Origin of the sequence: Denitromonas iodatirespirans (genome assembly GCF_018524365.1) — a bacterium.
GTDB lineage: Bacteria > Pseudomonadota > Gammaproteobacteria > Burkholderiales > Rhodocyclaceae > Nitrogeniibacter > Nitrogeniibacter iodatirespirans.
Genome location: NZ_JAEKFT010000016.1, coordinates 1 through 24,677 on the forward strand (window position 1 = coordinate 1; position 24,677 = coordinate 24,677).

The 24,677-nt window shown below is 67.4% G+C and carries 19 protein-coding genes; 11 read left to right on the forward strand and 8 right to left on the reverse strand.

Going from position 1 to position 24,677, the window contains the following annotated elements:
- The 3 genes from I8J34_RS14260 to I8J34_RS14270 all read left to right on the forward strand — a co-directional run.
- The coding region (locus I8J34_RS14260) for a DUF2345 domain-containing protein (RefSeq protein WP_214362291.1) at positions 1-970 on the forward strand (970 nt) is incomplete at its 5' end.
- Entirely contained in the window at positions 967-3,096 is a 2,130-nt protein-coding gene (locus I8J34_RS14265; protein WP_214362292.1) for a T6SS effector phospholipase Tle3 domain-containing protein, read from the forward strand. The genes I8J34_RS14260 and I8J34_RS14265, both read left to right, overlap by 4 nt.
- Positions 3,086-3,925, forward strand: coding sequence for a T6SS immunity protein Tli3 family protein (locus I8J34_RS14270; protein WP_214362293.1), 840 nt, complete (start codon positions 3,086-3,088; stop codon positions 3,923-3,925). The genes I8J34_RS14265 and I8J34_RS14270 overlap by 11 nt, the downstream gene beginning before the upstream one ends.
- Before the next feature lie 266 nt (positions 3,926-4,191).
- On the opposite strand, the gene I8J34_RS14275 is transcribed toward I8J34_RS14270, so the two are convergent.
- The 3 genes from I8J34_RS14275 to I8J34_RS14285 form a co-directional block, all read right to left on the reverse strand.
- Positions 4,192-5,499, reverse strand: a complete 1,308-nt coding sequence (locus I8J34_RS14275) for a hemolysin family protein (RefSeq protein ID WP_214362294.1) — start codon at positions 5,497-5,499, stop codon at positions 4,192-4,194.
- 21 nt (positions 5,500-5,520) lie between these two features.
- Positions 5,521-6,585: a calcium/sodium antiporter gene (locus tag I8J34_RS14280; protein ID WP_214362295.1), complete on the reverse strand. Its 1,065-nt coding sequence runs from the start codon at positions 6,583-6,585 to the stop codon at positions 5,521-5,523.
- A gap of 96 nt (positions 6,586-6,681) precedes the next feature.
- Positions 6,682-7,794, reverse strand: coding sequence for a branched-chain amino acid ABC transporter substrate-binding protein (locus I8J34_RS14285; protein WP_214362296.1), 1,113 nt, complete (start codon positions 7,792-7,794; stop codon positions 6,682-6,684).
- Positions 7,795-7,972: 178 nt separating this feature from the next.
- Here I8J34_RS14285 and bamE point away from each other — a divergent pair, with 178 nt between their 5' ends.
- Complete coding sequence (gene bamE, locus I8J34_RS14290) at positions 7,973-8,461, forward strand: outer membrane protein assembly factor BamE domain-containing protein (protein WP_214362297.1); 489 nt, start codon at positions 7,973-7,975, stop codon at positions 8,459-8,461.
- A gap of 2 nt (positions 8,462-8,463) precedes the next feature.
- On the forward strand, positions 8,464-9,009 hold the full coding sequence (locus I8J34_RS14295; RefSeq protein ID WP_214362298.1) for a hypothetical protein: 546 nt from the start codon (positions 8,464-8,466) through the stop codon (positions 9,007-9,009).
- Positions 9,010-9,026: 17 nt separating this feature from the next.
- On the opposite strand, the gene I8J34_RS14300 is transcribed toward I8J34_RS14295, so the two are convergent.
- A complete protein-coding gene (locus I8J34_RS14300; RefSeq protein ID WP_214362299.1) occupies positions 9,027-11,981 on the reverse strand; it encodes a PAS domain S-box protein in 2,955 nt (984 codons plus the stop codon).
- Positions 11,968-13,062 (reverse strand): response regulator, encoded by a 1,095-nt coding sequence (locus tag I8J34_RS14305; RefSeq protein WP_214362384.1) that lies wholly within the window; start codon positions 13,060-13,062, stop codon positions 11,968-11,970. Before I8J34_RS14305 ends, I8J34_RS14300 begins: the two co-directional genes overlap by 14 nt.
- Positions 13,063-13,413: 351 nt before the next feature.
- Here I8J34_RS14305 and I8J34_RS14310 point away from each other — a divergent pair, with 351 nt between their 5' ends.
- From I8J34_RS14310 to I8J34_RS14325, 4 genes are all read left to right on the forward strand, one after another.
- Complete coding sequence (locus tag I8J34_RS14310) at positions 13,414-14,370, forward strand: TAXI family TRAP transporter solute-binding subunit (protein WP_214362300.1); 957 nt, start codon at positions 13,414-13,416, stop codon at positions 14,368-14,370.
- A gap of 88 nt (positions 14,371-14,458) precedes the next feature.
- Entirely contained in the window at positions 14,459-16,495 is a 2,037-nt protein-coding gene (locus I8J34_RS14315) for a TRAP transporter permease (protein WP_214362301.1), read from the forward strand.
- Positions 16,496-16,548: 53 nt separating this feature from the next.
- Complete coding sequence (locus I8J34_RS14320; RefSeq protein WP_214362302.1) at positions 16,549-18,462, forward strand: sensor histidine kinase; 1,914 nt, start codon at positions 16,549-16,551, stop codon at positions 18,460-18,462.
- A gap of 4 nt (positions 18,463-18,466) precedes the next feature.
- Positions 18,467-19,807 (forward strand): sigma-54-dependent transcriptional regulator, encoded by a 1,341-nt coding sequence (locus I8J34_RS14325; RefSeq protein ID WP_214362303.1) that lies wholly within the window; start codon positions 18,467-18,469, stop codon positions 19,805-19,807.
- Positions 19,808-20,065: 258 nt separating this feature from the next.
- Here I8J34_RS14325 and I8J34_RS14330 read toward each other — a convergent pair whose 3' ends face one another.
- The 3 genes from I8J34_RS14330 to I8J34_RS14340 are packed head-to-tail and all read right to left on the reverse strand — an operon-like array spanning position 20,066 to position 22,471.
- A complete protein-coding gene (locus I8J34_RS14330) occupies positions 20,066-20,623 on the reverse strand; it encodes a hypoxanthine-guanine phosphoribosyltransferase (protein ID WP_214362304.1) in 558 nt (185 codons plus the stop codon).
- Between the two features lie 10 nt (positions 20,624-20,633).
- Entirely contained in the window at positions 20,634-21,176 is a 543-nt protein-coding gene (locus I8J34_RS14335) for an adenine phosphoribosyltransferase (RefSeq protein WP_214362305.1), read from the reverse strand.
- 2 nt (positions 21,177-21,178) lie between these two features.
- Positions 21,179-22,471 (reverse strand): NCS2 family permease, encoded by a 1,293-nt coding sequence (locus I8J34_RS14340; RefSeq protein ID WP_214362306.1) that lies wholly within the window; start codon positions 22,469-22,471, stop codon positions 21,179-21,181.
- Between the two features lie 163 nt (positions 22,472-22,634).
- Between I8J34_RS14340 and upp the strand changes: the two genes are divergently transcribed.
- Both upp and I8J34_RS14350 read left to right on the forward strand, forming a co-directional pair.
- Positions 22,635-23,267, forward strand: coding sequence for a uracil phosphoribosyltransferase (gene upp, locus I8J34_RS14345; protein WP_214362307.1), 633 nt, complete (start codon positions 22,635-22,637; stop codon positions 23,265-23,267).
- A 64-nt stretch (positions 23,268-23,331) separates the two neighbouring features.
- Positions 23,332-24,576, forward strand: coding sequence for a uracil-xanthine permease family protein (locus tag I8J34_RS14350; protein WP_214362308.1), 1,245 nt, complete (start codon positions 23,332-23,334; stop codon positions 24,574-24,576).
- Positions 24,577-24,677: the final 101 nt, after the last annotated feature.

The following is a 24,677-nucleotide window of genomic DNA, read 5'->3' on the forward strand; positions in this document are numbered from 1 at the left end:
CGACGCCGAGCCGGCCGGCGACATGGCCCCCGCCGCCGCCTTGCTCGGCCAGGCCGACACCCTGGCCCAAACCCTCTCCAAAGCCGCCGCCACCCACCAAACCGTGCCACTCGCCGCCGCCATCGGCAGCAGTGGTGCCAACCAAAGCACCCTCGACCCGAACGCCGCCCCGCTCAAGGCCCTGCACACCGTCACCCGCGGCATGGCAGACGGCACCGACTTCGACGCCGCACTGGCCGACGTCAGCCAGAAGAACACCGCCACCGCCGGCAAGCTGCCCCATCTCACAGACGCGGCCATCGTCCAGGCCGCAAAGGCCGGCCTCGGCCTCGTCGCCGGCGGGCATCTGCAATTGAGTAACGGCGAGACGCTCAACCTGATGAGCGGCGAGGACACCAACCTGGCCGTCGCCGGCAAAGCGCGTATCCACACCGGCCAGGCCATCGGCCTCGTCGCCGGCGCCATTCGCCCGGGCGAGAACAACACCGGCATCACGATGATCGCCGCCCGCGACGACATCGAGATGCAGGCGCAAAGCGACGAGATGAAGTTCCAGGCCAAGGACGAGGTGACGCTCAGCTCGATCACCGAGCACATCGACTTCGCCGCCGGTAAAAGAATCGTGCTGGCCGTCGAAGGCGGCGCGAGCATCACCATCGACGGGGGGATCACCGTCGAGTGCCCGGGGACGATTACGGTGCATGCGAGCAAGAAGAGTTTTAGTGGGCCGACGAGTTTGAGCTACGACGCCCCGAGCTTCACGCCGACAGACGGCTTTCATGTGAAACCCGTGCTGACCTGGGACGGTTCGGACACCCCGGTCGCCAATCGGCGCTTTCGCGCCACGCTGGAGGACGGCCGAATCATTGAAGGGCGTACCGACGGCGCCGGCCAGACCGAACTGCTCGACATGGCCCACTTCCAGACAGCCTCGATCGAGGTGCTACCTGAGGAGCCCGGCAACGCATGACACATTGGCACCCCAACCCACGCATGCGCGACGCCCGTCTCAACGGCGACCGGGTCTCTACCGTCACCAACGTATCCAAAGGCATGGCACCGGCGAAGCAGGTGTGCGTTGCCCGCGCCATGCCCGGCATCATCATCCTGGTCCATGGCGTCAACGACGTGGGCGAAGCCTACGCCACCCAGGCCAAAGGTTTGTGCGAGGGGCTGAACCTGCGCCTGGGGCGCGCCGACCTCACCCCCGGCAACTGGGATGTCGCCCGCGCCTGCCGCGACAACCGCGTGGCCAGCTACGAGCGCCGCGCCGATCAGCAAGGCTTCAACCCGATCATCCCCTTCTACTGGGGGTATCGGCCGGTGGACAAGGCCACCTACGAAACGGATCAGGCACGCTATCGCGACGAACTCCGAAAGCGCATGGCCGACCCCGAAGCGCCCTACGACGCCTACTACATCGACGGCAGATCCGACCCGAGGCGCGGCTTCGAGAACGTCGATTGCTTCGACAACCGGCTCGACGAACACTTTGCCAAGAACGGCGGCGTGTTCGCCAACGCCACCACCAGCCTGATCGACATGTGGGGGCCGGGCGGCAACATCTTCGGCGTGGCCAAGTGGCTCGCGGGCGCGGGGCAGGACCTGAGCCACGCCATCTTCGACAACCCCCATCGCATTTACATGGTCAATGCCGCGCAGCGGTTGGCGAATTTGATTTTGATGATTCGAGGAAACGACACGACGGGGGATGACTCCATAAATATCGTCGCGCATAGCCAAGGAACGCTCGTCTCCATGCTGGCGAATCTTCTCGTAGCACAGGAAAAGGAACGCCCCGCCGACTGCCTCATCCTCAATCACTCCCCCTACAGTCTCGAAACGCCGACGCTCGAAGCCATGCAGTCGTACGGTCCCCAGCAGTCACGCCGGGCGCGCACCGACACTCTGGTCAACTTCTGCCAGCTGATCGACACGCAGCGCCTGCCGGGGCCCGCCGTCGACACGCTCATCCACGAAGGCATCGCCGATCCCAAAGTCGCCACCGACCCGCTGGCCATGCGCGACAACCACGGCAAGGTGTTCAACTACTTCTGCCCGCATGACCAAACGGTATCGCTGCGCAACGTGCAGGGCATGGGCTGGCAGGGCATTCCGCCTGGCGTGGCGACGCATTGTGCGCCGGCGTTGGCGCAGCGCATTTTCCTGCAGGGGCGGGCCATGCACAGCCCGCCGGGGTCGATCACGCTGCCGGACCTGCAGCGCCCAGGCTTCAAGGAAGTCCTCGCCAACCGCGATGTGCCCGACGGCCAGGTGCGCGACATCAACGCCCCGGCGCTGCCCGATCTGGGCTATACCTTTGCCTTGCCGGCGGGCTGCGACACGCTGGGTTCGTCCGACTGGGGGGGCAATGCCTCGGCCATGGCCACACAGGGGCGCAACGTCACCCAGTTCCAGAGCGCCGACCCGCGCCCAGGCGCCCGGACCTTACCCCGCGGCCATATGCACCTGCTCTTGCCGGCCGAACTGGCCGAGCTCGAAGCGGCCTTCGCCGAACGCGGCGAGCACTGGACGCTGGTGCGCGCCACGGCAACCGCCGACGGCCTGTTTGTGACGCGTCTCATGACACCGGATGAACTGCGCGAGCATGCCCGCGACACACCGACGACCACCTCCAACCATTCAGCCATCGTCCTCGACGAAGCCGCCTCGCGCTGTGCAGCGGCCTTCGACCTGGCCATTGGCCGTTGCCGCAGCTACGACACGTGCAAGATCGATGGCGGGGCGTTTTGGCAGAAGCTTTTGCGGGTGGCGGATTGGCGGGAAAGCGCAGAGCCACTCGATCGTGCATATTATCGGGACGGCATTTTGCCACCTGGCATCAAAGCACAAATGAACAAACCTCCAGTCATCCCCGGCTTGGTCAGCGAAAGTACTGACTCCGCCTTGTACGACTGGGAGCTAAACCGGATCGACGAACGCATCGCCCGTCTTGAGCGTGAGCGCAGCCGATGGCCGGCACGCGAATGGGAAGAGCGCATGCGCGACCTGCAACGCCAGCGTAAATCGATCGAACATATGCACGAGATGACACGCCAGCGGGATACGCGCTTCCCGGTCGTGCATGCTGAATGAAACGATGGAGAGCACTTTGATTTGGTTGATTCCGCTATGGGTGCTCGGCCTAGCGCTGGCCTGCTGGATGTTCGGTCAGTGGATGTTTAAGAAACCCGCTCGTCTGCTGTCTGCAGGCCTGGCGATCAGCGCTTTGATTCCGTGGCTGCCGTCCAGTCACGCCGAACCGCCGAGGAAACCGTCGACGCAGATCGTATATCGCTTCGACGACCATCGTTATTTGGAATTAACCGGCTACGGGTGCGAAGGCGCAGTGAGCTTCGTCGACACGAATCGGGAGATACGAACAGAAGTAGTGAGTCAGTTCTGGCGCCTCTTTCTCGGGCGATATGTGCACGCCGATAACGACAGTGGCTATCTGGTCGTGCCGTACGAAGATGGATCTGCCTTCGAGGTTTCGAAGGATTACGGAAAAACCTTCAACACAGCGAGATGGGTTGGTACGCACCCCTTCGGTTTTCCTGGCAAAGACAACGTGCTTTCTATAACCGTCATTGGACAACAGGCTTTCGTCGAAACACGTGATCAAAGACTTGCCATGACGTCGAAACCGTTTGGAGACCATTGGGGAATGCGAGTCATCGACGTCGAAAACCATCTACCAACAACAAAGTACAAGCATCTTCCCGAATTCCAAAACCTCCCCACCACCATCCCCGAAGTGAAGGACTACAAAGGCTGGTCGCAGATGCGCTGCGACCCCGACCTCGAAGGCGAGCCCAAGCCAACCGCCGGCAGCCGCTGGAACGCCTTTCAGCTGGCCGTGCTCGATGGGCTCGGGCGTACCGTGGCGCGGCCGGTCACCTGGGCTGTCGGGGCGATGCGCTGAAACGGTTTTCCAGCCGGAGCATCCGCTTTCAACGCCATATCCTGAAAAGTGTGCGCACCGCGAGCGTATGCGTCTCCAACGGCCGGCTCGCCCGCCCCGTTGCCTGAAGGTGAGCGGGCGCAGTTTCCGGGTCGATGCATACGACGAGGGCCGCACGCGGAAGTCGCCAGACCAATCGTCGTTGGGCTGAACGGCGAGCCCTGAGTCAACCGATGATCGCTTGCGCCGGATGGGTGAGAACGCCGCCGCGAAGCGGTCGGCGCTCGTCAGAGCGGCGTGCTGTCAGCGTCGATCGGCGAGGCCAGCACCTGGTCGACCCGGTTGCGGTCGACGTCCATGACTTCGAAGGCCCAGTCGTCGCAGGTGAAGCGTTCGGATTTTTTGGGGATGCGGCCGAGGATGGCGAGCACGAAGCCGCCGACGGTGTGGTAGTTGCCGAGCGACTCGTCGGGCAGGTGGCGGATGCCGAGTTTTTCCTTCATCTCGTCGAGCGGCAGCAGGCCGTCGAGCAGCCAAGAGCCGTCGGGGCGGCGCACGGCGAGCGCTTCGTCGGGGTCGTCGGCGGTGGGGCTCATGTCGCCGACCACGGTCTGCAGCAGGTCGTAGAGGGTGACGATGCCTTCGGTCTGGCCGAACTCGTTGACCACGAAGGCGAAGGCGCTGCGATGCGTGCGGAAATGGCGCAGCAGGTCGATCAGGGTCAGCACGCTGGGGACGAACAGCGGCGGGGTCATCGGCATTTCGCCGAAGTCGATGTCGCCGGCCAGCGCGGCCTGCAGCAGGTCGCGGCTTTCGGCCACGCCGATCACGTTCTGCAGCCCGCCCTTGCAGATCGGGTAGCGCGAGAGGTGGCTGTCGTGCAGGCAGCGCAGGTTGTCTTCGCGCGGTGAGAGGAGGTCGAGCACGATGACGTCGGCGGCCGGCGTCATGACGGCGCCGACGCGGCGGTCTTCCAGGCGGAAGACGTTGCCCAGCATGTGGCTCTCTTCCGGGCCGATGGCGCCGGCGCGTTCGCCCTCGTCCACATAGGCGAGGATGTCCTCGACGCCGGTGACGGCCGGCGCCGACTGGAAGGGCAGGGCGTTCAGCACGCGGTCGGCCGACCACGACAGGAAGCGGATGGCCGGCGACAGCAGGCGGATGAACAGGTGCATGAGCGGCGCGGTGCGCACCGCGACCTGCTCGGGGTGGGCGATGGCGATGCGCTTGGGCACGATCTCGCCAAAGACGATGGACACCGCGGTGACGATGGCGATGGTGGCCGCCAGGGCGATCTGGCCGGCCCAGTCGGCGGCCCAGGGGGCCAGGTCCTGCACCGTGGTTTCGATGCCGGTCTTCATCGCCGATTCGCCGAAGATGCCGGCCATCAGCGAGGCGGCGGTGATGCCGGTCTGGGTGGCGGCGAGGAAGTGGCTGGGGGCGTCCTTGATCGCCAACGCGATGCCGGCGCGCGCGTCGCCCGCTTCGCGCATCTGGTGCAGCCGCGCCTTGCGCGCCGAGGCGAGCGCCATCTCGGAGAGCGAGAACAGGCTCGAGATACCGATCAGCAATAACAGGATCCAGAAGGCATCCATGGACAGACTCCGTGAGAGGACCTAGCGTGAGCGGCGGCGGCGCATGGTGAGCGCGATCAGGGTGGCCAGCGACAGCGGCATGACGAAGCCGAGCATGGCGGTGGTGAAGGTCTTGAGCGCGCCGCTGCCGGTGGCGTCGAGCACCAGGTAGGCGACATAGGCGGCGTAGTAGGCGATGAAGGCGATGCCTTCCCAGCGGGCGATCTCGCGGCGCACCACGAACACCGGCAGGCAGGCGACGGCGACGGCGAGCATCACCCACAGGTCGAAATCGAGCGCGGCGGCCGGCACCGGCAGGCCGGTGGGCGAGATCAGGCCGGCTAGGCCGAGGCAGCCGAGCAGGTTGAACACATTGCTGCCGACGGCGTTGCCGATGGCCATGTCACGCTCGCCGCGCAGTGCGGCCATGACCGAGGTGGCGATCTCGGGCAGCGAGGTGCCGACCGCCACCACGGTGAGACCGATCACCAGGTCGTCGACCCCCAGCGCGCGGGCGAAGAACACCGCCGCCTCGACCAGCCAGTCGGCACCGAGCACCAGCAGGGCCAGCCCGGCACCGACTTTGAGTATGTCGAGGCCCCAGTGACCACCGGCGGTGTCGGTCGGCAGGTCGCCGTAGTGGGCCTGCTCGGCGCGCGAGGCGCGGCGCGACTGGCGCACCAGAAAGATCAGGTAGATCACCAGCAGGGCGGCCAGCAAGGCGCCTTCGGCCTGGCCGATCACGCCGTTGTAGGCCAGCGCCACGACCAGTGCCGAGGCCAGGATCATGACCGGCACTTCTTGGCGTAGGACCTGGCCGGCGATCGACAGCGGGGTGACCAGCGCGCCGATGCCGAGGATCAGCAGCAGGTTGCAGATGTTGCTGCCGACCACGTTGCCGATGGTCAGCGCCGACTGGCCGGCCAGGGCGGCGTCGATGGCCACCGCGATTTCGGGGGCGCTGGTGCCGAAGGCGACGATGGTCAGCCCGACCACCAGCGGCGACAGGCCCAGCGACAGGGCCAGCCGGGCGGCGCCGCGCACCAGCACGTCGGCACCGAGCGTCAGGGCGAAGAGGCCGGCGATGAAAAGCAGGAGTTGGGTCATGGGGCAGGTGCCGTGCGGCGGCCGATCGTCGCCCGGGCGGCGATAGCCGGCCAAGGCCCGCCACGGGGGCGGGCCATGCCGCTCAGCGAGGGGCGATCAGTCCAGCGTGACCCACTTTCCGTCCTTGTACTGGAACAGCGTGGTGCCGCCGGTCTTGATGTCGCCGAACTTGTCGAAGGCGATCTGACCGGTCACGCCCTGGTAGGACAGCGACTGCAGTGCGGGCAGGTACTTGGCCGGTTCGGCCGAGCCGGCCGCCTTCATGGCTTCGATCAGCGCCATGGCGGCGTCGTAGCTGTAGGGGGCGTAGAGCTGCACGTCGGTGTTGAAGCGCTTCTTGAAGCGGGCCTTGAAGTCGGCGCCCTTGGGCATTTTCTCCATCGGGATGCCGGCCTGCGAGCAGTAGGTGTCTTCCTTGATCGCTTCGGCCGCCAGCTTGAGCATCTCGCCGGTGCACACGCCGTCGCCGCCGAGGAATTTGCCGGTGAAGCCGAGCTGGCGCATCTGGCGCAGCATCGGCGCGGCCTGGGCGTCCATGCCGCCGTAGAAGATGGCGTCGGGCTGGGCACCCTTGAGTTTGGTCAGGATGGCCGAGAAATCGGTGGCCTTGTCGTTGGTGAACTCGCGGCCCACCACCTGCACGCCATGGCTCTTGAGGCTCTCGCCGAAGGCATCGGCCAGGCCCTGGCCGTAGGCGGTGCGGTCGTCGATGATGGCGATCTTCTTGAGCTTGAGCGATTCGGCGGCGTACTTGGCCATGGCCGCGCCCTGCTGCAGATCGTTGGCGATCACGCGGAAGGTGACCTTGTAGCCCTGGCGGGTCAGCTTGGGGTTGGTGGCCGAGGGGGTGATGACCGGGATGCCGGCCTGCTCATACACACGCGAGGCGGGGATCGAGGCGCCGGAGGTGACATGGCCGACCACGCCGGCCACTTCGGCATCGGCCAGACGCTGGGCGGCGGTGGTGGCCATGCGCGGGTCGGCCTGGTCGTCTTCGCCCATCAGCTCGAAGGTGACTTTCTTGCCGCCGATGGTGACGCCGGCGGCGTTGGCGTCTTCGACTGCCAGACGGGCACCGTTCTCGCCATCCTTGCCGATGTGGGCGATCGGGCCGGTCAGCGGGCCGGCGTGGCCGATCTTGACGGTGTCGGCCTGGGCCACACCGAGGCCGAGGCCGAACAGGGCCAGTGCGAGTACTGTTTTTTGCATTTTGCGAGCCCTCCTGGAAGCGATGGAGTGTCAGAATGGGGCCGACGCCTGCCTGTGTGGCCCGGGATCTGCGGTCCCGGCATTCCGCTGACATCGCGGAATCGGTGCGTCGAGCCCCCGCCATTCTAGCTCCGGGGGCGCGCCCACGCACGGTGCGGTCGCTTTTCACGGAGCGCGCATGAAAAAACTGTTGTCCCTGCTATGCGGTGTGCTGAGCCTGTTCGGCCTGAGTGCCTGCGACCAGTTCGTCATCGAAGACCTCAAACCGGGGGTGTCGACCGCCTTCGAGGTGCGCGACAAGCTCGGCCCGCCGGGCATCGAGTGGCGCAACGACGATGGCACGGTGACCTGGGAATACACCCAGCAGCCGATGGGCACCACCTGCTACCTGATCACGATCGACGGCAGCCAGGTGGTGCAGAAGGTCGAGCAGGTGCTCACCGAGGCGCAGTTCACCCGCATCCAGCCCGGGATGAACCAGGACCAGGTGCGCCGCCTGCTCGGCAAGTCGGCCAAGACGCAATACTTCCAGCTCAAGAACGAAACCGTGTGGGACTGGCTGATCGACAACACCGCTGCGGCCGAGCCGGTGTATTTCAATGTCTACTTCAACCCGCAGGGGCAGGTGCTGCGCACCGGGCGCGACATCGAATACAAGGGGCGCTGATCATGAAACGCGGATGGATGCTGGTGGTGGTGCTGTGGCTGGCGGGGTGCGCGCTGATGCCGCCGATCGTGCCGGGCCAGAGCGCCGCCCAGGTGCGCGCCGAGCAGGGCGCGCCGACCCGCATCCTGCCCCAGGCTGACGGTGGCGAGCTGTGGCAGTACGCCACCCAGCCCTTCGGCACGACCTTCATCCAGGTAAAGTTCGATGCGGCCGGCCAGGTGGTCGACACCTGGGACGGCCTGGCCGCCGACCGGTTGGCGCAGATCCAGCCGGGCATGACGCTCGACGAGGTGCAGCAGCGGCTCGGCCCGCAGCGCTCGGTCGAACGCTTCGCCCTGTCGGGCGAGACGGTGTACGACTGGAACATCAGCAACAGCGGCAACCCCGGCACCGCCACCTTCTTCAATGTGCATTTCCGCGACGACCGGGTGGTGCGCACTTCGACCACCTACCAGTTCCCGCGCGACGGCAGCTTCTTCGGCGGCTTCGGCATCCATGGCGGGAGTGGGATGGGGGTCGGGATCAATATCGGTATCGGCGTGCGCTGAGCGCCGGCCGTCGGTGCTCAGCCGGGCGGCAAGGCATCGAGCGCGGCCAGTGCCTCGGGGTAGTTGAAGCGACTCACCTCACGCATCAGGCGGCGGCCGGCCTCGCCATAGGTGGCGCCGATCAGGCCGGCATGGGTTTGCAGCAGCGTGTTGGCGCGCATGTCGCTGGCGGCCAGCAGCGGGCGTAGCTCGGCCAGCACGCGGGCGGCGCCGGTCGGGTCGGCCGCCGGTGCGTCGGCCGGCGGCGGGCTCGCCGGCAACCAGCGGGCCAGCGTCTCGAACAGCTGCTCGGGTTCCACCGGTTTGGGAATGAAGTCGTTCATGCCGGCCTTCAGGCAGGCTTCCTGGTCCTGCTGGAACACGTTGGCGGTGATGGCCAGGATCGGGACCGCCGCATAGCCGGGCAGGGCGCGAATGGCGCGGGTCGCTTCGAGCCCGTCCATCTCCGGCATCTGGATGTCCATCAGGATCAGGTCGTAGGGCCGTGCGCGGGCGGCCTTCAGGGCCTGGGCACCGTCTTCGGCGGTATCCACCACCCAGCCTCGCGCGCTGAGCAGGGCCAGGGCCACTTCGCGGTTGACGGCACTGTCTTCGGCCAGCAGCAGACGCAGCGACGCGGGCTCGGCCACGGCCACGGGGGTGTCGGCGACGGCGGGCGCGTGCTGGGCCTGGCCGTGCGGCAGGGTCACCGTGAGCCAGAACGTGCTGCCTTCGCCTGGGGTGCTGTCCACACCGACCGTGCCGTCCATCAACTCGGCCAGCCGCCGGGCAATGGCCAGGCCCAGGCCGGAGCCGCCGTATTTGCGGGTGGTCGAGGTGTCGGCCTGTTCGAAGGCGTTGAACAGCTGGCCGCAGGTTTCCGGGGCGATGCCGATGCCGGTGTCGCTCACTGCGAAGTGGAGGGTCAGCCGATCGGCGCAGCGCGCTTCGATGCGTGCCCGCAGGGTGATCTGGCCGGCCTCGGTGAACTTGACGGCGTTGCCGGCGTAGTTGAGCAGCGCCTGGCGCAGCCGGGTCGGGTCGCCGCGCACCCAGGTCGATTCGCCGGTGCCTTCGACCACCACGCGCAAGGACTTCTCCTGCGCCTGCGGGGCAATCAGCGAGTGGACCTGATCGAGCACGGTGTCGACCGAGAAGTCGAGCTGTTCGAGCACCAGCTTGCCGGCTTCGATCTTGGACAGGTCGAGGATGTCGTTGAGTAGGGTCAGCAGATGGCGCGCCGACACCTCGATCTTGGCCAGCCGTTCGGCCTGCTTGGGGGTCGGGTGGTCGCGGGCGAGCAGGTGGGAGAGGCCGACGATGGCGTTCATCGGCGTGCGGATCTCGTGACTCATGTTGGCCAGAAAGGCGCTCTTGGCGCGGCTGGCGTCTTCGGCCTTGAGCTGAGCGTCGACCAGCTGGGCGGTGCGCGCTTCGACCAGTTCTTCGAGGTGATGGCGGTGGCGCGCCAGCTCGTCGGCCACGCGCTTTTGCTCGGTGATGTCTTGCTTGATCGCCAGATAGTGGGTGATGCGCCCGTCGGCCTGGCGGATCGGGCTGACGATCGCCTGCTCGATGTACAGCGAGCCGTCCTTGCGCTTGTTGTGCAGTTCGCCCTGCCACACCTCGCCGCGGGTGAGGGTGGCCCACATGTCGCGGTGCACGGCCGGCGGCGTGCCGCCCGATTGCAGGATGCGCGGATTCTGGCCGACGATTTCCGCCGCCGTGTAGCCGCTGATATGGCAGAAGGCGTCGTTCACATACTCGATGCGGGCGTCGAGGTCGGTGATGACGATGCTCTCGGGGCTTTGCTCGACCGCCAGCGACAGTTGCCGCAGCAGCGCTTCTTCGCGGTCGCGGGTGATGGCGATGGCGGCGACATGGATGGCCTGGTCGATCAGGTCCAGGTGCCAGGCCGAGGGCTTGGCCGGGTGGTCGTAGTACAGCGCGAAGGTGCCCAGCACGCCGCCGTCGTTGCCGAGGATCGGGGTGGACCAGCAGGCGCGCAGGCCGAAGGCGAGTGCGGCATCCTTGTAGCGGGCCCACAGCGGATCGGTGGCGATGTCCTCGACGATGACCGCCGCGCGGCGCCAGGCGGCGGTGCCGCAGGAGCCTTGGGCTTCACCGATGGGTTCTCCGTCGATGGCTGCCACATAGTCGGCCGGCAGGCTGGGGGAGGCGCCGTTGTGCAGGGTGCCGCGCGCTGCGTCGAGCAGCAGGATCGATACCTTCATGCCCGCGCCGTGGGCTTCGAGGGTGCGGGCCAGGGCGTCCAGCGTGTCGCGCAGCGGCGCGCCCGAGGCGACCATTTCGAGCGTGAGGTTCTGCGTGGCCAGCGAGCGCTCGGCGCGGCGCAGGCGGGTGATGTCGCGCGAGATGCCGAACAGGCCGACGACCCGGCCGTCGGCGTCATGCAGCGGGCCCTTGGTGGCCATGAAGGTGACTTCGCCGTCCTGGGTGGTCAGATCTTCCTCGAAGGTCTCGACCTGATTGCGTGCCATGACCTGACGGTCGTTGGCCATGACCAGCGCCGCCTGCGCCGGCGGGAAGATGGCGGTGTCGTCACGCCCGACCATGGCGCTCGGCACGGTGCCGGTCACGCGGCCGGCCTCGGGGTTGAACAGCAGATAACGGCCGTCGCTGTCCTTGGCGAAGATGGCGTCCCGGGAGCCGTTGGCGATGGCGTCGAGCAGTTTGAGGGCTTGCAGATGCTCGGCCTGCGCCGTGTAGGCGGCCCGCGCGGTGTCGGTGATCTGGCGGGCCAGGCGCGACACCAAGCCGTAGAGCAGCAGCGACGTGACCAGCACGAAGGCCAGCCCCTTGAAGGTGTTGGCCGTGGCCAGTTGGGCGGGGTCGGTGAACAGGTGCTCGACCGCCCGGTCGGAAAACACGATCCACAGGCCGGCGAACAGGGCATACAGCGCCACGATGCGCAGCACGCGGCCGCGTTGCTCGGCGGGGCGCGGGAAGGGGGTGGGCTCAGTCGGGGTCACGGTAACGCTCGGCGATGTCGACGAAGGCGGTGAAATGCGCGAGGAAGCCGTCGACCACGGCCGGATCGAAATGACTGCCGCGCCCGGCGACGATGATGTCGCGGGCCGTATCGAGCGGCAGCGCGGGCTTGTACACCCGGGCGTGGATCAGCGCGTCGAAGACGTCGGCCAGCGCCATCAGCCGCGCCGATACCGGAATCGCCTCGCCGGCCAGGCCGTCGGGGTAGCCGCTGCCGTCCCAGCGCTCATGGTGGTGACGGGCGATCTCCTTGGCCAGGGCGAGGAAGGGCACGGCCTCGCGCACATCCTGTTCGGCCTGGGCCAGCGCGGTGGCGCCGAGTACCGAGTGGGTCTGCATGATGGCCCATTCGTCGGCGTCGAGCTTGCCCGGCTTGAGCAGGATGTGGTCGGGGATGCCGACCTTGCCGATGTCGTGCAGCGGGGCCGAGCGGGCCAGCAGTTCGATGTAGCGCGGGGTGAGCGTGGCGGCGAAGCGCGGATGCGCGGCCAGGGCGCGGGCCAGGTGCTCGACATAGGCCTGGGTGCGCAGGATGTGGTTGCCGGTTTCCGGATCGCGGGTTTCGGCCAGGTGCGCCAGGGCACGGATGCTGACCGCCTGGATATGGTCGTTTTCGGCCATGCGCCGGGCCACTTCGGACTCGAGAAAGAGGTTGTGATCGCGCAGCGTGTCGCGCGCCCGCTTGACGTCGAGCTGGGTGCGCACCCGCGCCAGCACCAGCGCCGGGCGAATCGGTTTGGCGATGTAGTCGGCGGCGCCGAGGTTCAGGCCGTGTTCTTCGTCGCGGGTATCGTCCAGCGCGGTCAGGAAGATCACCGGGATGTCGCGGGTGGCCGGGTTGCTGCGCAGGCGGTCGAGCACCGCGTAGCCGTCCAGGCCGGGCATCATGATGTCGAGCAGAATGAGGTCGGGCTGCGGGTCCTGGGCGGCGATGGCCAGCGCCCGCTCGCCGGAGGTGGTGGCCTGGACGGTGTATTCGGGCTGCAGCACGTCGCCGAGCACGGCCAGGTTTTCCGGGGTGTCGTCGACGATCAGGAGGCGGGTGTTGGGGGCGGCCGGTATCACGATCCCTCCTGACAAACGGCGCGTTCCGCCGGCGGGCGGCGAACGAATAGATACAAGTGTAGCGATCAGCCAGCAGTAACGGCACGATGGGCCGATACTTGTGCGACATTTCGCACGGCGGCGGCGCACACTGGGCGGATGCCCGCACACTTGACCGGGGAGAGCGATCCGGTGTTTCGATTAAACGATTGATTCGGTGGGGAAAAGCCGGGTGTGCGGAAACTGGCCCGGGGCTTGCAAAGGTCTCCCAGGCCGGGCGCGAACGGGGGTGGAGTTCTCCCTCACTGCGCCGCCGTCTCGTTTGCCCGCCGACGCAAGTATTCCAAGTCATCCATGGAGGAGACCACCATGAAATTGATCCGTACCCTGGGGCTGGCCACCGCTGCCCTGATCGTGTCGACCGGCGTCCAGGCCGAGCAGAAGTTCATCAACGTGCTGACCGGCGGTACCAGCGGGATCTACTACCCCTTGGGCGTGGCGTTGTCGCAGCAGATCGGCAAGGCGCTGCCCGAGTCCAAGGTCAGCGTCCAGTCGACCAAGGCCAGCGCGGAAAACCTGAACCTGCTGCAGGCCGGTCGCGGCGAAGTGGGCTTTGCCCTCGCCGACGCCGTGTCCGATGCCTGGAAGGGCGACGCGGAAGCGGGCTTCAAGCAGAAGCTGGACAAGCTGCGCGGCGTGGCGGCGATCTACCCGAACTACATCCAGATCGTGGCCTCCGAAGAGTCGGGCATCAAGACGCTGGCCGACCTCAAGGGCAAGCGGGTTTCCGTGGGCGCGCCCAAGTCCGGTACCGAGCTGAACGCCCGTGCCGTGCTCAAGGCCGCCGGTATCGGCTATGAAGGCCTGTCGAAGGTGGAATACCTGCCCTTCGGCGAGTCGGTCGAGCTGATCAAGAACCGCCAGCTGGACGCCACCCTGCAGTCCGCCGGCCTGGGCGTGGCCTCGCTGCGCGATCTGGCCAGCACCATGAAGATCGTGGTGGTGCCGGTGCCGGCCGACGTGGTGGAGAAGATCGGTGACTCGGCCTACCAGCAGGGCGTGGTGCCGGCCAACACCTACGAGGGCCAGACCACCGATGTGCCGACCGTGGCGATCCGCAACATCCTGGTGACCCACGAAGGTGTCGATGCCGATACCGTCTACGCCATGGTCAAGGCCATGTTCTCGAACATGGATGCCATGGTGGCAGCGCACTCCGCCGCCAAGGGCATCGTGCTGGAGAAAGCCTCGACCGGTCTGCCGGTGCCGTTGCACCCGGGGGCTGCCCGCTTCTATGCTGAAGCCAGCAAGGCCGCCAAGCAGTAAGCGACTTTGATGCCACGGCCGTCCCCTCGGGGGCGGCCGCCAAGACAATAACGAAACACCGCACCGCCCGGTGCGAGGAGACCTCACCATGTCTGACTCTCACGCGCAGTTGTCGTACGGCTGGTCGCTGGGGCCCCAGGCACGCATGCTGTTTTTGATCGGCATCCTGTTTTCGGCATTCCAGATCATCACCGCGTCCTTCAGCCCCTTGTCGTCCACGATCGTGCGGGCGGTCCACGTGGGCTTTCTGATGCTGATGACCTTCGGCATCGCCGCCGCCGTCCGGCCGCGCTTCGACGGGGTCGCGGGGGTGCTGTGGCTGGTCGGGCTGGCCGGCTTTTTCATGGCCTTCTACCACTGGATTTATGAAGGCGACCTGATCCAGCGGGCGGGCGATCCGACCGACCTCGATCTCGTGATCGGCGCGGTGACCATCGTCATGGTGTTCGAAGCGGCGCGCCGCGTCATGGGCTGGGCCCTGCCGCTCATCTGTCTGGGCTTTCTCGCCTACACCCTCTTCGGGCAATACCTGCCGGGCGATCTGGCGCATCGCGGCTACGCGTTGTCGCAGGTGATCGACCAGCTCGGCTTCGGCACCGAAGGTATCTACGGCATTCCGACCTATGTGTCGTCGAGCTACATCTTCCTGTTCATCCTGTTCGGCACCTTTCTCGAACAGGCCGGCATGATCCGTTTGTTCACCGATTTCGCGCTCGGCACCGTGGGCCACACCCATGGCGGGCCGGCCAAGGTGTCGGTGGTGTCCTCGGGCCTGATGGGCACCATCAGCGGCTCGGGCGTGGCCAACGTGGTCACCACCGGCCAATTCACCATCCCGCTGATGAAGAAATTCGGCTACAGCAGCGAATTTGCCGGCGGGGTCGAGGCGACCAGTTCCATGGGCGGGCAGATCATGCCGCCGGTGATGGGCGCGGTGGCCTTCATCATGGCCGAGACCATCGGCGTGCCCTATGTCGAGATCTGTCTGGCGGCGGCGATTCCGGCCGCGCTGTACTTCTTCACCGCCTTCCTGATGGTGCACCTTGAGGCTGGTCGCAAGAAGCTGGTCGGCCTGCCCAAGAGCGAGTGCCCGGACCCCATCGCCGCGCTCAAGCGCGACTGGTATCTGCTGGTGCCGCTGGGCGTGCTGGTGTGGCTGCTGTTCTCCGGCTTCACCCCGCTGTTCTCCGGCACCGTCGGCCTGGCGCTGACCGCCATGCTGATCTTCGGTACCGCGGTGGCCCTGCGCCTCAAGGGCACCGCCCTGCGGGTGGCCTTCTGGGTGGCGCTGGCGCTGGCCTGCTCGGCCTTTCTCAAGTTCGGCATTGGCGTCTTCTTCGGCCTCATCGCGCTGCTGGTGCTGGCCTGCTTCGTGGTCCAGGGCGGGCGCGACACCCTCAAGGCGGCGGTCACCGCACTGGCCGAAGGCGCGCGCCATGCGCTGCCGGTGGGCGTGGCCTGCGCCCTGGTGGGTGTGATCATCGGCTGCCTGACGCTGACCGGCGCGGCCACCATGTTCGCCAACACCATCATCGACCTGGGCCGCGATAGCCTGATCCTCTCGCTGGTGCTGACCATGTTGGTGTGCCTGCTGTTGGGCATGGGCATCCCGACCATTCCCAACTACATCATCACCTCCTCGCTGGCCGCGCCGGCCCTGCTCGAACTGGGCGTGCCGCTGGTGGTCAGCCACATGTTCGTCTTCTACTTCGGCATCATGGCCGACCTGACCCCGCCGGTGGCCCTGGCGGCCTTCGCGGCGGCGCCGATCGCGCGCACCTCGGGCATGAAGATCGGCATGCAGGCGCTGCGTATCGCGATTGCCGGTTTCATCGTTCCCTACATGGCGGTGTATGCGCCCGAGCTGATGCTGCAGGGCGACTGGACCGTGCTCGCGGTGCTCTACATCGTCTTCAAGGCGGTGATGGCGATCATCCTGTGGGGCGCGGCGAGCATCGGCTACCTGGGGGCGAAGCTGGGCTGGCCGACCCGTGTGGTCGCCGGCGCTGGCGCCGTGTTGCTGGTGACGGCACAGCCGATCACCGACGAAGTCGGCCTGGCGGTGGCGGCGGTGGTGCTCGGCACCGCCTGGTGGCGCCGGCGCAAACTGGTTGCCGCTGCCTGAGCGCCTGAAGCGGCGCGGGAGGGCGGATCTTGGCCGGCGGCGTGCAAGGCCGTATGCTCGGCACTGCCACCCCCCGCCGTGCCCTCGACCCCATGCCGCTGACCCGTGCCGCCTACCGCTTCCTGCAGCCGCTGCTCGTGCTCGGCCTGCTGGCGGTGGTGCTCGGTGTGGCCAGCTACCAGGCCTTCCTCAGCCGGGAAGTGACGCAGCTGGCCGAGTTCAGCCAGCTCCGGCTGGAGTTCTACCGCCGCACCCTGGCGCAGACGCTGGAGGAATTCCGTCTGCTGCCCAATGTGATCGGCCTCGACGGGCGGGTGCGCGGCCTGCTCGCCCAGGCGCAGGACGGCGAGCAGGCGGCGGCCGTCAATCGCTACCTGGAAGAGGTCAGCCAGGACCCGGTGATCCATGTCACCTACCTGCTCGATGCCGGCGGCAAGGTGCTGGCGGCGAGCAACTGGCGCGAGTCGACCTCCTTCGTCGGCAAGAACTACGGCTTCCGCCCCTATTTTCATGACGCCATGGCCGGCCGGCCGGGGCGTTTCTTCGGTGTTGGCGTGACTACCCTGGAGGCGGGCTATTTCCTCTCCGCCCCGGTCTATGTAGATGGCGTGATCACCGGCGTGGCGGTGGTCAAGATCCGCCTCGACGCGCTGGAAGACGCCTGGCGCCGCTCCGGCGATCTGCTGTTGGTGGCCGACCGGCTGGGCGTGGTGGTGCTGGCCTCCTCGCCGAGCTGGAAGTTCCGCAGCTTGTTTCCGCTGGGCGGGGCCGACCGCGAGGCGCTGGCGCGCACCCGGCAATACCTCGATGCCGACCTGGCGCTGCTGCTGGCCACCGACGGCAAGCCGATCCTCAACGCCGACGGCAGCGGCCGGCGCCTGGAACTGACCGGCCGGGCGCTGCCCTTCGTCGCCGCCGACGGGAAAGCCCAGGCGCTGCTGTCCGAATCCATCGCCCTGCCCGACTACGACTGGCGGCTGATCATCCTGGCCGACCTCACCGACGCGCGCAAACTGGCCCTGGTCATGGCCGCTGCCCTGACCCTCGCGGTGCTGCTGCTGGTGATGGCCATCGGCCTGTGGCATACGCGCCGCCGCCGCACCCAGGAGCGCCGCGCGGCCCGGGCGGCGTTGGAGCGGGTGCAGGCCGACCTCGAAGCGCGCATCGCCGAGCGCACCGCCGAACTGGTGACCGCCAACCGCACGCTCGAAGAACGCGTCGGCGCGCTCAAGGACGCCGAGCAGATCCTGACGCGCACCCGCGACACCGCGGTGCAGGCCGGCAAGCTGGCGGTGCTCGGGCAGATGGCCGCGGGCGTGACGCACGAACTCAATCAGCCGCTGGCCGCGCTGACCACCCTGGCCGACAATGCGCGCCGTTTCATAGAACGCGACAAGCCCGAGGCCGCCGCCGAAAACCTCGGCCATATCGCCCGCGTGGCCCAGCGCATGGGACGCATCGTGGCGCAGCTCAAGACCTTCTCGCGCAAGAGCGCCGACACGCTGGTGCCGGTGGATGTGGCCGACGCCATCGACAACGCCCTGCTGCTGGTCGAGTCGCGCCGCCAGGGCGCCGATGTCACGGTCACGGTGCGCCATGCCACGGCCGGCCTGGCGGTCAAGGCCGACATCACGCGCCTGGAGCAGGTCATCGTCAATCTGGCGGTCAATGCCATCGACGCCATGGAAGGCGCGGCGGCGCGCGAGCTGTCGATCGACACCCGCATCGAGGGCGCAGAGGGCATCATTCGCCTGCGCGACACCGGCGGCGGCATCGACCCGCAGGTGTGGCCGCACCTGTTCGAACCCTTCTTCACCACCAAACCGGTGGGCAAGGGCCTCGGCCTGGGGCTGGCGATCTCGCGGCTGATCGCCGAAAGCCTGCAAGGATCATTGACCGCTGCCAACGACGATGGCGGCGGCGCCTGTTTCGAATTGCGCCTGCCGCTGGCGCGTGGGGAGTTCTGAGGACATGCCTGACCACCGACCGCATGTGATCGTGATCGAGGACGACCCGCAGGTGCGCCTGGGCATCGAGCAGGCGCTCGAACTCGACGACCTGCCCGCGCGCGGCTTCGACGCCGCCGAACCGGCGCTGGCGCGCATCGGTCCGGACTTTCCCGGCACCGTGGTGTGCGACGTGCGCCTGCCCGGCATGGACGGCCTGGCCCTGCTGCGCGCGGTGATGGCCATCGACCGCGAGATCCCGGTGGTGCTGATCACCGGGCACGGCGGCATCACCATGGCGGTGGCGGCGATGCGCGAGGGCGCCTACGACTTCATCGAGAAGCCCTTTTCCTCCGATCGCCTGGTCGAGGTGGTGCGCCGCGCGCAGGACCGCCGCGCACTGGTGATCGAGAACCGCCGCCTCAAGGCCAGCCTGTCGGCGCGCGAGTCGGTCTCCTTGATCGGCGATGCCCCGCCGATGCGCCGCGTGCGCCACACCATCGCCGCCATCGGCCCGACCGAGGCCGACGTGCTCATCTACGGCGAAACCGGCACCGGCAAGGAAGTGGCTGCACGCGCCATCCATGCCGCCAGCGGGCGCACCGGCGAGTTCGTGGCGATCAACTGCGGCGCGCTGCCCGAAACGGTGTTCGAATCCGAGATCTTCGGCCATGAGGCCGGCGCCTTCACCGGTGCGCTCAAGCGGCGCATCGGCAAGATCGAGCATGCGCGCGGCGGCACCCTGTTTCTCGACGAGATCGAGACCATGCCGGCGGTGCTGCAGGTCAAGCTGCTGCGGGTGCTGCAGGAGCGCGTGGTCGAGCGGCTCGGCAGCAATGCCGCGATTCCCGTGGATTGCCGCATCATCGCCGCCAGCAAGGCCGACCTCAAGGCGCTGTCCGACGCCGGGCGCTTTCGCTCCGATCTCTACTACCGGCTCAACGTGGTCGGCCTCGAGCTGCCGCCGCTGCGCGAACGCAAGGCCGACATCCCGCTGCTGGCCGCACACTTTCTGCGCGAAGCGGCCTCACGCTACCGGCTCGATCCGCCGATGTGGCGCGAGGAAGACATGGCCGGCTGGATGCAGCAGGACTGGCCCGGCAACGTGCGCGAACTGCGCAACGCGGTCGACCGCTTCTGCCTCGGCGTGGCCGGCCGCCGCCCCGCCGCCGACACTGCCGGCAGCACGGGCGGCTCGCTGGCGCGCCAGATGGAGCGCTACGAGCGCCAGCTGATCGAAGCCGCGCTGCGCCAGACCCACGGCAATGTCACCGCTGCCGCCGAGGTGCTCGACACCCCGCGCAAGACGCTCTACGACAAGCTCAACCGGCACCACCTGTTCCCCGAGGATTTTCGCGGGGAGTAGGGCCGGATTCATCCGGCCAGCGGTGATGGCGATGTTTTGGCGGGATGAATCCCGCCCTACGGTGCTTTCAGATACCCAAAACAGATGCGGCCATTTTGAGGACGACGCGGGGTGTGTCCAGGCAATCGGCTTAGATTGCGTAGGGCGGAAAAGCGTAGCGCCTTCCGCCGGATGTGATGGCGATTTCCTCGAAGTGGCGGATGACGCTTCGCTCTTCCGCCCTACGGCCGGGGAGTGCCTCCGGCGGCCGAGCGCGGCTCAATGTCCCTTCAGCGCGTAAATCCCCGGCGCGTTGCGCCAGTAGCCCTTGTAGTCCATGCCGCAGCCGAACAGAAAGCGGTCGGGGATGTCGAGCCCGGTGAAGTCCGCGCGCATGCCGGGGATGGCCTTGCGGTCATGTGCCTTGTGCACCAACACCGCGGTGTGCACCGAGGCGGCGCCTTCGGCCTTGAGGTGGTCGACGATGGCGGCCAGGGTGTGGCCCTCGTCGAGGATGTCATCGAGTACCAGCACGGTGCGCCCGCGCAGGTCTTGCGTGGGGCGCACGCGCCAGTCGAGCAGATTGCCCTGCAGCGCATGGCCGTAGCGGGTAGCGTGCAGGTAGGCGACTTCGAGCGGGAAGCCCAGGCGCGGCAGCAGGCGGCCGGCGAGGATCAGGCCGCCGTTCATGACCACGAAGACCAGCGGGTTGGTGTTGCGCAGCGGCTCGGTGATCTCGGCGGCCATCTTGTCCAGGGCGGCTTCGACGGCGGCGTTGTCGGCGAGGCAGTCGGCCTCGTCCATGGCGCGGCGGATTTCTTTCAGATCGACAGACATGGGGTTTCCTTCAGTGGCCGGCGTAGTCGACCAGGGTGAACAGTGGGAGGCCGGCGGCGCGCAGCAGCGCGGAGCCGCCCAGTTCGGGCAGATCGACGATGGCGGCGCCTTCGACGATGGTGCCGCCGAGCCGCTCGATGAGTTTTTTGGCGGCCATCATGGTGCCGCCGGTGGCGATCAGGTCGTCGACCAGCAGCACCCGGTCGCCGGTTTTTACGGCGTCGGTGTGCAGCTCGACGGTGGCCGAGCCGTATTCGAGTTCGTACTCTTCCGACACGGTCTTGAAGGGCAGCTTGCCCTTCTTGCGCACCGGCACGAAGCCGACGTTCAGCTCGTGCGCGACCACCGCGCCGAGGATGAAGCCGCGCGCGTCGATGCCGGCGACCACATCGATGTCGCGCGGCATGTAGCGCACCACCAGGGTCTGCACCAGCAGCCGGAAACACACCGGATCCTGCAGCACCGGGGTGATGTCGCGAAACTGCACGCCCGGCTGCGGCCAGTCGGGCACGGTGCGGATGTGCTGGCGAAGGATGTCGGCGGCGCTTTGCATGATCACTCCAGGAAAATGAATTTCATCAGGAACACGGCAGCGATCACCACCACCGCCGGCGACAGGTCGCGGGTGCGCCCGGCCAGCAACTTGATCGCCACATAGCTCAGAAAGCCGAAGGCGATGCCGTGGGCGATGGAGAAGGTGAAGGGAATCGCCACCGCGGTGACCACGGCGGGGGCGGTTTCGGTCATGTCGTCCCAGTCGATCTCGGCCAGGCCGCGGGTCATCAGGATGGCGACGTAGATCAGCGCTGGCGCGGTGGCGAAGGCCGGCACGGTGCCGGCCAGCGGCGCCAGCACCAGCGCGGCCAGAAAGCACAGCGCGACCACCACGGCGGTCAGCCCGGTGCGCCCGCCGACCGCGGTGCCGGCGGCCGATTCGATGTAGGCGGTGGTGGACGAGGTGCCCATGGCGGCGCCGGCGACGATGGCGGTCGAGTCGGCCAGCAGGGCGCGGTTCAGGCGGGGCAGCTTGCCGTTGGCGTCGAGCAGGCCGGCACGGTGGGCCACGCCGATGAGGGTGCCCGAGGCGTCGAACAGCTCGACCAGGAAGAAGGTCATGATCACCGTCAGCAGGCCGGCGTTGAGCGCACCGGCCAGGTCCATCTGCAGGAAGGTCGGCGCCAGCGAGGGCGGCGGGGCAAACACGCCGGCGAACTCGGCTTGGCCGGTGAGCACGCCGGCCACGGTCACCACCAGGATGCCGATGATGATCGCGCCGGGCACCTTGCGGTAGGCCAGGGCGGCGATCAGCACGAAACCGAGGGCAGCGAGGATCGGCCCCGGCGCATGCAGGTTGCCGAGCGTCAGCAAGGTGGCCGGATGGCCGGTGATGATGCCCGCGTTCTTGAGCCCGATGATCGCCAGGAACAGGCCGATGCCGGCCGAAATCGACAGCTTGAGCGAATGCGGGATGGCGTTGACGATCCACTCGCGGATGCGGAACAGGCTGATCAGGACGAACAGCACGCCGGAGATGAATACCGCCCCGAGCGCCGCCTGCCAGGTAAAGCCCATGCCTTGCACCACGGCAAAGGCGAAATAGGCATTGAGCCCCATGCCCGGCGCCAGCGCGATCGGGTAATTGGCCCACAGGCCCATGATCAGCGAGCCGAGCGCCGCGGCCAGGCAGGTGGCGACGAACACCGCGTCCTTCGGCATGCCGGCGGCCGAGAGGATGTCGGGGTTTACGAAGATGATGTAGGCCATGGTCAGGAAGGTGGTCAGACCGGCCAGGACCTCGGTGCGCACGGTGGTGCCGTGGGCCCGGAGCTGGAAGAACGAATCGAGCATGGTGGATGCGGATCGCGCGGGAGAAAGAGCGGATTCTAGGGGATGGCGCCGCCCGCGCCCACCGATCCGGTCAAGGACGAGGCGCGCCGGGCGGCGGCGGAGTAAACTAGCGCGATTCGTCGCGGCGCCCGCCGCGCGCCCGTCGTCTTTGCCATCTGCCGCCATGTCCATTACCGAAATCGCCCACCCGCTCGTCAAGCACAAGATCGGCCTGATGCGCGAAGCCGACATCAGCACCAAGAAATTCCGCGAGCTGACCGCCGAAATCGCCCGCCTGCTGGCCTACGAGGCCTGCCAGGACTTCCCGCTCGAGACGGTGACCATCCCCGGCTGGGACGGACCGGTCGAGGTGCAGCGGATCAAGGGCAAGAAGGTGACGGTGGTGCCGATCCTGCGCGCCGGGCTGGGCATGCTCGACGGTGTGCTCGACATGATCCCCAGCGCCAAGGTGAGTGTGGCGGGCATCGCGCGCAACGAAGAGACGCTGCGCCCCGAGCCCTACTTCGAGAAGTTCGTCGGCCATCTGGCCGAGCGCATGGCGATCATCATCGACCCCATGCTGGCCACCGGCGGCTCGATGGCAGCCACCGTCGACATGCTCAAGCGCAAGGGCTGCACCCACATCAAGGCCCTGGTGCTGGTCGCCGCACCGGAGGGCATCGCGCTGATGGCCGAGCAGCACCCGGATGTGGACATCTACACCGCCAGCATCGACAGCCACCTGAACGAGGTCGGCTACATCATCCCGGGGCTGGGGGATGCGGGCGACAAGATCTTCGGGACCAAGCACGGGTAAGCCCGGGGCGCTGTCCTGCATTCAAGAACACATCCGGGGCTCGACCCCGTCCAGGAGAACCTGCATGCGTGAGCTTCCCATCCAGGGCGCCGAGCCCCAGTGGCGCCAGGCCATCGCCGGCGCGCAGATTCTGTTCGTGGCATTCGGCGCGCTGGTGCTGGTGCCGCTGCTCACCGGCCTCAACCCCAGTCTGGCGCTGCTCGGTGCGGGGGTGGGCACGCTGCTCTTCCAGGCGATGACCGGACGGCAGGTGCCGATCTTCCTGGGCTCCAGCTTCGCTTTCATTGCGCCGATCATCTACGCCACGCAGGCCTGGGGCGTGTCGGCCACCATGGGTGCGCTGGCCTGTGTGAGCCTCGTCTATTTCGTGTTTGCCGCACTGGTGCGCAAACATGGCGCCGAGATCGTGCATCGCTTCATGCCGCCGGTGGTGATCGGGCCGATCATCATGATCATCGGGTTGTCGCTGGCGGCGGTGGCGGTGAACATGGCGATGGGCAAGACCGGCGACGGCGCGGCCGTGCTGGTGCCCTACGGCACGGCGATGGTGGTGGCGGCCGCGTCCTTGCTGACGACGATTGCGGTGTCGGTGTTCGCGCGCGGTTTCCTGCGTCTGGTGCCGATTCTTGCCGGGGTGTTGGTCGGCTATGTGCTCAGCGTGATGCTGGGGCTGGTGGATCTGAGCAAGATCGCGGCGGCGCCGTGGTTTGCCGTGCCCACCTTCGTGGCGCCGAGCTTCGAGTGGAAGGCGGTGCTGTTCATGTTGCCGGTGGCGCTGGCGCCGGCGATCGAGCATGTGGGCGACGTGGTGGCCATCGGCGGTATCACCGGCCAGGACTACACCGAGAAGCCGGGCCTGCATCGCACCCTGGCGGGCGACGGGCTGGCGGTGCTGTTCGCCGGCCTGATCGGCGGGCCGCCGGTGACCACCTATTCGGAGGTGACCGGCGCGGTGACCCTCACGCGCAATTTCAACCCGGTGGTGATGACCTGGGCGGCGGTGTTTGCCATCGCCATGGCCTTTTTCGGCAAGTTTGGCGCCATCCTGCAGTCGGTGCCCGTGCCGGTGATGGGCGGCATCATGATGCTGCTGTTCGGCTCGGTGGCCAGCATCGGCCTGAAGACGCTGATCACCGCGCGCGTGAGCATGGACGAGCCGCGCAACTTGGTGATCGTGTCCACGGTGCTGGTGTGTGGTATCGGCGGGCTGGCGGTCAACCTCGACGGCTTCAGCCTGCAGGGCGTGAGCCTGTGCGCGGTGGCGGCGATCGGCCTGCATCTGCTGCTGCCGTCGCGTCGTCCGGCTTGAAGGAACGGGGCGGCACGGATACTGTCACTGATATGCCCTGTCGCGGCCTGGCGCACGCGACCCTCGACCGCCGCTGGCGGCGAGACAATAACAATGCCCTA

Bases quoted from the DNA above. Each gene is read 5' to 3' on its own strand.
- I8J34_RS14265 (WP_214362292.1), top strand. From the start codon at position 967: ATGACACATTGGCACCCCAACCCACGCATGCGCGACGCCCGTCTCAAC.
- I8J34_RS14270 (WP_214362293.1), top strand. From the start codon at position 3,086: ATGCTGAATGAAACGATGGAGAGCACTTTGATTTGGTTGATTCCGCTA.
- I8J34_RS14275 (WP_214362294.1), bottom strand. From the start codon at position 5,499: ATGGATGCCTTCTGGATCCTGTTATTGCTGATCGGTATCTCGAGCCTG.
- I8J34_RS14280 (WP_214362295.1), bottom strand. From the start codon at position 6,585: ATGACCCAACTCCTGCTTTTCATCGCCGGCCTCTTCGCCCTGACGCTC.
- I8J34_RS14285 (WP_214362296.1), bottom strand. From the start codon at position 7,794: ATGCAAAAAACAGTACTCGCACTGGCCCTGTTCGGCCTCGGCCTCGGT.
- bamE (WP_214362297.1), top strand. From the start codon at position 7,973: ATGAAAAAACTGTTGTCCCTGCTATGCGGTGTGCTGAGCCTGTTCGGC.
- I8J34_RS14295 (WP_214362298.1), top strand. From the start codon at position 8,464: ATGAAACGCGGATGGATGCTGGTGGTGGTGCTGTGGCTGGCGGGGTGC.
- I8J34_RS14310 (WP_214362300.1), top strand. From the start codon at position 13,414: ATGAAATTGATCCGTACCCTGGGGCTGGCCACCGCTGCCCTGATCGTG.
- I8J34_RS14315 (WP_214362301.1), top strand. From the start codon at position 14,459: ATGTCTGACTCTCACGCGCAGTTGTCGTACGGCTGGTCGCTGGGGCCC.
- I8J34_RS14320 (WP_214362302.1), top strand. From the start codon at position 16,549: ATGCTCGGCACTGCCACCCCCCGCCGTGCCCTCGACCCCATGCCGCTG.
- I8J34_RS14325 (WP_214362303.1), top strand. From the start codon at position 18,467: ATGCCTGACCACCGACCGCATGTGATCGTGATCGAGGACGACCCGCAG.
- I8J34_RS14330 (WP_214362304.1), bottom strand. From the start codon at position 20,623: ATGTCTGTCGATCTGAAAGAAATCCGCCGCGCCATGGACGAGGCCGAC.
- I8J34_RS14335 (WP_214362305.1), bottom strand. From the start codon at position 21,176: ATGCAAAGCGCCGCCGACATCCTTCGCCAGCACATCCGCACCGTGCCC.
- I8J34_RS14340 (WP_214362306.1), bottom strand. From the start codon at position 22,471: ATGCTCGATTCGTTCTTCCAGCTCCGGGCCCACGGCACCACCGTGCGC.
- upp (WP_214362307.1), top strand. From the start codon at position 22,635: ATGTCCATTACCGAAATCGCCCACCCGCTCGTCAAGCACAAGATCGGC.
- I8J34_RS14350 (WP_214362308.1), top strand. From the start codon at position 23,332: ATGCGTGAGCTTCCCATCCAGGGCGCCGAGCCCCAGTGGCGCCAGGCC.